The following is a 6,067-nucleotide window of genomic DNA, read 5'->3' as shown; positions in this document are numbered from 1 at the left end:
CACAAAAAGAGTATATAGAAAACAGCCAGAATGATGGCCGCTTTCGCATGATTCTGGCTATCTTGCCCAACCCTTTGCCCGCCTCCTTGCAAAGCTAACGTTAGCGCTGATACGGCAACCAGCCAGCCAGCGGCGTGCCTTATACTGGATAAAAAACTTTTAAAAATTTCCCGTTTGTCATCTGTCTTGGCGCGTTCATATTCAGCCGTAGCCACGATTTCAGCGGGGTCTACTTTTAAAATGACTGCCAGTTTAAAACACATTTCAGCGTCAATAATTCTTTGACCGCTCATATATCTACTGATTACTGGTGTTGTGGTTTCTAGCACTTTTGCTAGTGCATAGTCACTTTTACAGCCCGTAACTTCCTTGGCCTGTTCTAAATAATTCAGTGTTGTCTTGTCCATGATTTCCCCTTTATGGGCTATTTCTGATTGAACTATAGCAGTTTTTACCAGTTGACAACCTTACCAGCTGGTAGCTAGTCTTTAAAACAGTTACCAGCCGGTAGCTATTGACAGACTACTTCAAGGGGCAGTTCCCATGCTAAAGATTCAAATTGACAATCCGCACTTCGAAGCGAAAACCGGCACATCACAAAAAACCGGAAAACCTTATTCCATTCGTGAACAAAAAGGTTGGGCGTTTCTACTGGATCAAGACGGCAAACCTAATCAATACCCTACCCAAATTGTTATCTCTCTCGGAGATACACAACAACCTTATCCAGTTGGTAATTATTCCTTGTCTGATTCTTCTATTTACGTGGATCGTTTCGGACGTTTAACGGTTGGTCGTTTGAACTTAATTCGTGCTGCTGAAGCTGTGCAGCAAAGTGCGCAAAAAGTAGCGTAATTAGGGAGGCGGGTCTGTTACACCCGCCGGAACTCTCAAAATGAGAGTAAACCACCGGATTTTAGTCAAATGATTGAACCCTTCTGCGACTGGTTAGACATTGAGCAAACGTTTGATTTTGACATTCCTGTTATGCGAAACGGGTTCCGTCAAGACGTTTCTAATGATGGCGAAATCATCAGGGAAAAAGGTTATGTTCAAAGATTCAGGGGGTCTTATGACACTTCGCTTTCGATTGTTTCCGATGGTCGCACTCTTAAGCTTTCTGGCAATATTGGCCGCTTTGGACGTCCTGATAACCTTTTCGGATATTCACTCGTCAAGTGCATTGAGTTGGCTTCAGATTTTGTCCAGTCCTTGGGCTTTCCTCGTTTTTCTAGTGGATATGATCTCGCTCGTGTTTTTAACTCTAAGTCTAAAAATGCTTCTAGAGATGGCTATACCGGAGCACAAATTAAGCGCGTTGATTTCACGTCTAACTTTCAGGCGCAATCAGCAGAAGAATCCAGAATCTTTAGCACCCTCTCAGGTTGGCAATTGCACAGACAAGAGCGATTAACCAAGCTCTACCCCCATGGCGTTACTTATAACGAAGGCTCAAACCGTTGGTATTTCAAGCTTTATAACAAAAGTTACGAATCGGGTCTCTACCCTGCCCAGCCGGACAAACCGGATTACAAAGTTTTTAAAGAGCGTGAGAACTTTTACTTTTACGCTCGCGCTGAATTATCGCTTCGCTACAAATGGCTCAAAGAGAAAAATTTACATCGTATTGACGCTTGGACAAATGAAGGTCTACAGATCGAAGAAGGGGCTGCACCCATGACAAACATCATTGATTTATCTATATACAACAAATTCACGGGGCAATTGAAGCGCGCTGAACATATCGCTACCCCTGCCAATCTTTTCGACTGTATACCCACCAACCTAGCCAAGTATGGACGTATGTACTTTGATGGTCACGACATAAAACAGATTGTTTCTGAAGCTACCTTTTATCGCATTAAAAAACAGTTAATCGAATATGGTATTGATATTTCAAGACCGATGAATGTTGAGCGTTTGCCAATGCACTTCAACATCATTGAATTTACGCCAGTTCAATTACCTGCTGAGTTTTCTAGATTGCGTAATGAACGACCAAAATTAATGGCTGTTGCTTAGTCGAGCGAGTTTAGAGCGCTGGCCAACGCCAGTGCAGCCAAGCGACTAAACGAGTGATTACATGACTTATTACCTTGCCTGTCCTGAACCCAATCCAACTGACACAAGCCAATGCGCTTGGTTGGAAGTTCAACAAAGTATTTTCCAGCCTCTTACCTATCAAGAGGGGGCTGTAATTTCTGCCGCGATCGTTTCGGTCTGGTTCGTGGCTGCAAACTTAAAGACCGTTCTTAACTTTATACGTGGAGGTTCTTCAAATGAAGAATAGTAAATTGCTGTTGTTGTCTGGTTCTGTTGCTTTCTCTGCAGTGGGTTCACAAGCTTTTGCTGATGTAGCTTTGCCAGCTCTTGACACTTCCGATGCTGCTGATGTTGCAACTTGGGCTATCGCTGGTATCACATCTTATTTCTTGATTAAGGCAACCCCAGTAATCGTAATGTGGGGCGTTGGTAAAATTTCATCTTACCTTGGCCGTGGTTAATTTGAATTAACCTTGGGATAGGGGGAAACCCCTTCCCACTCTTAACCTTGGGCGACACATCATGCAAGGCTACCTCGTATTACTCGCTTTTCTTCCTGCTGCTTGGATACTTTTCAAATGAACCGAATCTCTAGAAATCTAATCTTCTTTCTATTCGGTTTCATCCTTTCACTTCTTATCGTTCCTTCCTTTGCTGGTGGCCTTACTACTGCTGTAAAAAACGGTGTTAGTACTACCATTAACGCTGCTGATAATTACTTCACTACCTATACATCAAAAACTGCTGCCCAAGCTGCTGGAGCCGTTGAAACGGCTACTTCTGGTAATTTCATGCGCCAACTTGCTCACCAAGTCGAAGATGTAGCAACTGGTCGAACCTTTGACGCAAAGTTAGTTGATTCTATTCCTGCAAGTACCATCGCCAAGCAAGTTGCAAAGAATGCTATGGGCGGATTAGCAAAGCAAATCATTGTCGACATGATTGCTGATGAAATGGTTGATCAGGGCAAAAAGTGGATGGCTGATTCTAAAGCTTGGGTTCAGGAAGTCCCTCCTGATCCTTCGGCATGTCCCAATGGTTCAGGTTGTAATAATGGCAACGCTTATTATTATCGAACTGAAGGCTGGAACACTGACCGCTTAACACTTGGTCAATGTGTTGATAAAGGTGTTGCAGGTGGAAGTAAGGCAAACTTTAACGTTCCCGGTCATGTTGCTTATTCGTGGCAAGATGGCTCTGACTGGGTTTACATGGCTAAGTCTACGCCGGAAGGTTCTTGGCAGCGACAGTTCTCCTGCACTTACGCTGGCCTAATGGATCCTATCTACAATCCTGTTGATCTTACTGGTTTAGAAAATGCCGTAAATACTGCAATTGCTGGCTCTCCTGATTTTACGCTTGATTTAGTTCATGCCCTTGGTCAAATGGGTGAAATCCAAACTGTCGGACCATATATCACAATTCCAGAAGGTCAACCTAATGTTCAAACGGTTGGACCCACTACAACAGTAAAAGGACCAGAAACCCAAATTAGTAATACAACAGATGCTGCTGGTAATACTAAAACTGAGACGGTGACTCCAGTTAGTAATTACACGACTAATGCTAATACCTATACAACTAATTTCAATTACGAATATAACACCTATGAAAATGGTACTAAGGTCTCAACAACCGTAACTACCAAAGCGCCTGACACTTCTGATCTTTGCGCTCTTCATCCTGATATAAGTCTTTGCAAGGTTCACACGGCCTCTGCATCTAATTGTGGTAGTCCTCCTCCCTGTGATGGTGATGCTATTGCTTGCACTGCCCTTATCGAACAATTTAAAAGAAACTGTCAGACCTTTGAAGACCCAGAAGCACAGCCATACAAAGATAAATACGATCAATTGTTAGCCTCATACAATGATGTAAAAGGTGGCGCATGGGGTGATAACGCAACATCAAAAGACGTTTCTAATCTGATTGATTTCACCCAATATAAAGCCGGTACAGTCTGTCCCTTTACTAACCTTAATGGCTATTTTCAAGGTTTTGGACCGATACCTGCTATGACAATAACGGGTGCTGATATTTCAGTAACTTGTGATCTCGGAACTCCCATTTCAACGATCGTACTACTAGCTGTTGGCATACTTTGTGCACTCCTTTTTTATCGTTCACTAGGTTCTTAATATGGGAAAAATTATTGCATGGGCGCTTGGTGGCTTAGCCACGTTTCTAGGTCCTTTACTTGCTAAAGCTCTTTTCTCGCTTGGCGTTGGTGCTGTTACTTATGTTGGTATTGATACTCTACAGCAAAAAATGAGCTTGTTTATTTTTCAACAACTCAACTCTACGGGCCAAACTCTTTACCTTGGTTTAGATTACTTCGGAATCATCGCAGCCATTCAAATGTTTCTTGCTACTGGTTCCGCTATTCTTACACTTAAAGCGACTAAAACCGCTTTTACCATATCTAAAAGCTAATTATGTCTATTGCCATTTCTGAACTTTGGACAGGTTTACCGGGCAACGGTAAAACTCTTTTCGTAATTGAACACCTGCACAAATTAAGACAAGAAGAACCTGATCTTCCTATTTATGTTCATGGTATCGATTGGAAAGACAAAGGCATTGAAGAAATCAATCCCCTTCCTATTCCTGACCCTAATGAATGGCATTTACTCCCTGCTCCTTGCTACGTTGTCATTGACGAATGCCAAGATGTTTTTCCTAAACGTCCTAATAATTCAGCCGTTCCAGATAAGTGCGCGATGTTTGCAAAACTGCGTCATGATGGTTTTCGTACCTTATTAATTACCCAAGACGCTAAAGACATTGATCCTTTTGTTACTAGAAAGATTGGTAAACACACTCATTTAGAAAGAATGGCGGGGGCTGAAGCAACCCAGCATGTTATTAAGCCTAAAGTTTTTGATCCAGATTCTAAGGCCGCTCGAAAAGGTGCTGAATTTGTAACCCGTACATTTCCAAAAAAGTATTACGACTATTATCGATCTGCTGAAACGCACACCATGAAATTTAAGATGCCAAAAGCTTTTAGGCTTGGTATCTATTCAATATTATTTGCTGTCTTTGCTATATCGTTTTTCATTTATAAATATCACAACGGTTTCTTTACAGACATTACTGGCACAAAAGAAAAGCCTGCTTCTGACGGTCTTGTATTATCAAAAAAAGAATCCCCTGCTTCTTTGCCTTCTGGCCCGTCCTCTAAGCCGAAAACTGAAAAAGAATTTTTTGATGAAAGAAAACCTTTAATTCAAGGCTTCCCACAAACCGCACCTAGATATGATTCAATGTCTACCCCTGTTCGTGCTCAAAAGCTCACTATGTGCGTTTTAACGGCTTCCAGATGTGAATGCTATAACCAAGATGGTGGGAAGATTCCAGACACACCCAAACGAACCTGTGAATATGTCGCTAAAAATGGGTATTTTGACGACACTATTCCAGATCGACAAAACATAGAACCCTCTAATTCATTAGCGGCTAACCCTCTAACCGATTCTTCTCAGAAATTAGATACTACTAATCAGACCACGATTAAAGACGTTACTGGGGCTGATAAGAAATGGCCTATCAAAGCTCAACCTTACAGTTAGTGAACACACCTTACCGTGTGGGCGGGTCGTCCCCGCCCAGTCACATGCGAAGCATACTGTGACAGGCCAACGGCCTCACTCCTCATCTCCCCTTCTTAGTGCGGAATGATTGCAAGCCTCTGCATCTTCCTGTGAGAACAAACCGCAAAGATTAGCAAAAGGCCATATCACACCCTAAAGACAAAAAACAGTCTTAAACCGTTCACAACTGTTTAGTTATGACGTTGCTGCACGTGAGGAATCGTTTTTAGAGGAAAGTGAATACTTTCCGATTTCACCCCTTCAAGGGGCGGGGGATGGGTTTTTAATCGGGGTATGGGGGACGCTCCCCCATTAGGGTTTGGGACACGTCCCAAGGTCTTGACGTAAAAAAACCCTCTTTTAGAGGGTTTGTTGCATTATATTGACATGCGTTTTATATACTTTATTGTCATAAGACCGAATTATGCGAA

General features: G+C 42.5%; 7 protein-coding genes. 6 read left to right on the top strand and 1 reads right to left on the bottom strand.

Annotated features, from left to right (window positions below):
* The coding region (locus tag LIN78_RS17840; protein WP_227182243.1) for a helix-turn-helix domain-containing protein at positions 1-407 on the bottom strand (407 nt) is incomplete at its 3' end.
* A gap of 136 nt (positions 408-543) precedes the next feature.
* On the opposite strand from LIN78_RS17840, the gene LIN78_RS17835 reads away from it, so the two are divergent.
* The 6 genes from LIN78_RS17835 to LIN78_RS17810 all read left to right on the top strand — a co-directional run bounded on the left by LIN78_RS17835 (position 544) and on the right by LIN78_RS17810 (position 5,615).
* Entirely contained in the window at positions 544-855 is a 312-nt protein-coding gene (locus LIN78_RS17835; protein WP_227182242.1) for a single-stranded DNA-binding protein, read from the top strand.
* Positions 856-924: 69 nt separating this feature from the next.
* The gene (locus tag LIN78_RS17830; protein WP_227182241.1) at positions 925-2,022 is read left to right on the top strand and encodes a phage/plasmid replication domain-containing protein; all 1,098 of its coding nucleotides are present in this window, start codon (positions 925-927) and stop codon (positions 2,020-2,022) included.
* 257 nt (positions 2,023-2,279) lie between these two features.
* Positions 2,280-2,504 carry a hypothetical protein gene (locus LIN78_RS17825; protein WP_227182240.1) on the top strand — a complete coding sequence of 75 codons (225 nt, stop codon included), beginning with the start codon at positions 2,280-2,282 and terminating at the stop codon, positions 2,502-2,504.
* Between the two features lie 117 nt (positions 2,505-2,621).
* Positions 2,622-4,181, top strand: coding sequence for a hypothetical protein (locus LIN78_RS17820; RefSeq protein WP_227182239.1), 1,560 nt, complete (start codon positions 2,622-2,624; stop codon positions 4,179-4,181).
* A gap of 1 nt (position 4,182) precedes the next feature.
* Positions 4,183-4,476, top strand: coding sequence for a DUF2523 family protein (locus tag LIN78_RS17815; protein ID WP_227182238.1), 294 nt, complete (start codon positions 4,183-4,185; stop codon positions 4,474-4,476).
* 2 nt (positions 4,477-4,478) lie between these two features.
* Positions 4,479-5,615 carry a zonular occludens toxin domain-containing protein gene (locus tag LIN78_RS17810; RefSeq protein ID WP_227182237.1) on the top strand — a complete coding sequence of 379 codons (1,137 nt, stop codon included), beginning with the start codon at positions 4,479-4,481 and terminating at the stop codon, positions 5,613-5,615.
* The last annotated feature ends 452 nt before the right edge of the window (positions 5,616-6,067 follow it).

This window comes from Leeia speluncae (assembly GCF_020564625.1).
GTDB classification, from domain to species: domain Bacteria; phylum Pseudomonadota; class Gammaproteobacteria; order Burkholderiales; family Leeiaceae; genus Leeia; species Leeia speluncae.
Note: the sequence above shows the minus strand (reverse complement) of the source record. Positions and strands in the feature narration are given on the sequence as shown.

Coding starts and splice junctions, on each gene's coding strand:
- LIN78_RS17835 (WP_227182242.1), top strand. CDS start 544: ATGCTAAAGATTCAAATTGACAATCCGCACTTCGAAGCGAAAACCGGC.
- LIN78_RS17830 (WP_227182241.1), top strand. CDS start 925: ATGATTGAACCCTTCTGCGACTGGTTAGACATTGAGCAAACGTTTGAT.
- LIN78_RS17825 (WP_227182240.1), top strand. CDS start 2,280: ATGAAGAATAGTAAATTGCTGTTGTTGTCTGGTTCTGTTGCTTTCTCT.
- LIN78_RS17820 (WP_227182239.1), top strand. CDS start 2,622: ATGAACCGAATCTCTAGAAATCTAATCTTCTTTCTATTCGGTTTCATC.
- LIN78_RS17815 (WP_227182238.1), top strand. CDS start 4,183: ATGGGAAAAATTATTGCATGGGCGCTTGGTGGCTTAGCCACGTTTCTA.
- LIN78_RS17810 (WP_227182237.1), top strand. CDS start 4,479: ATGTCTATTGCCATTTCTGAACTTTGGACAGGTTTACCGGGCAACGGT.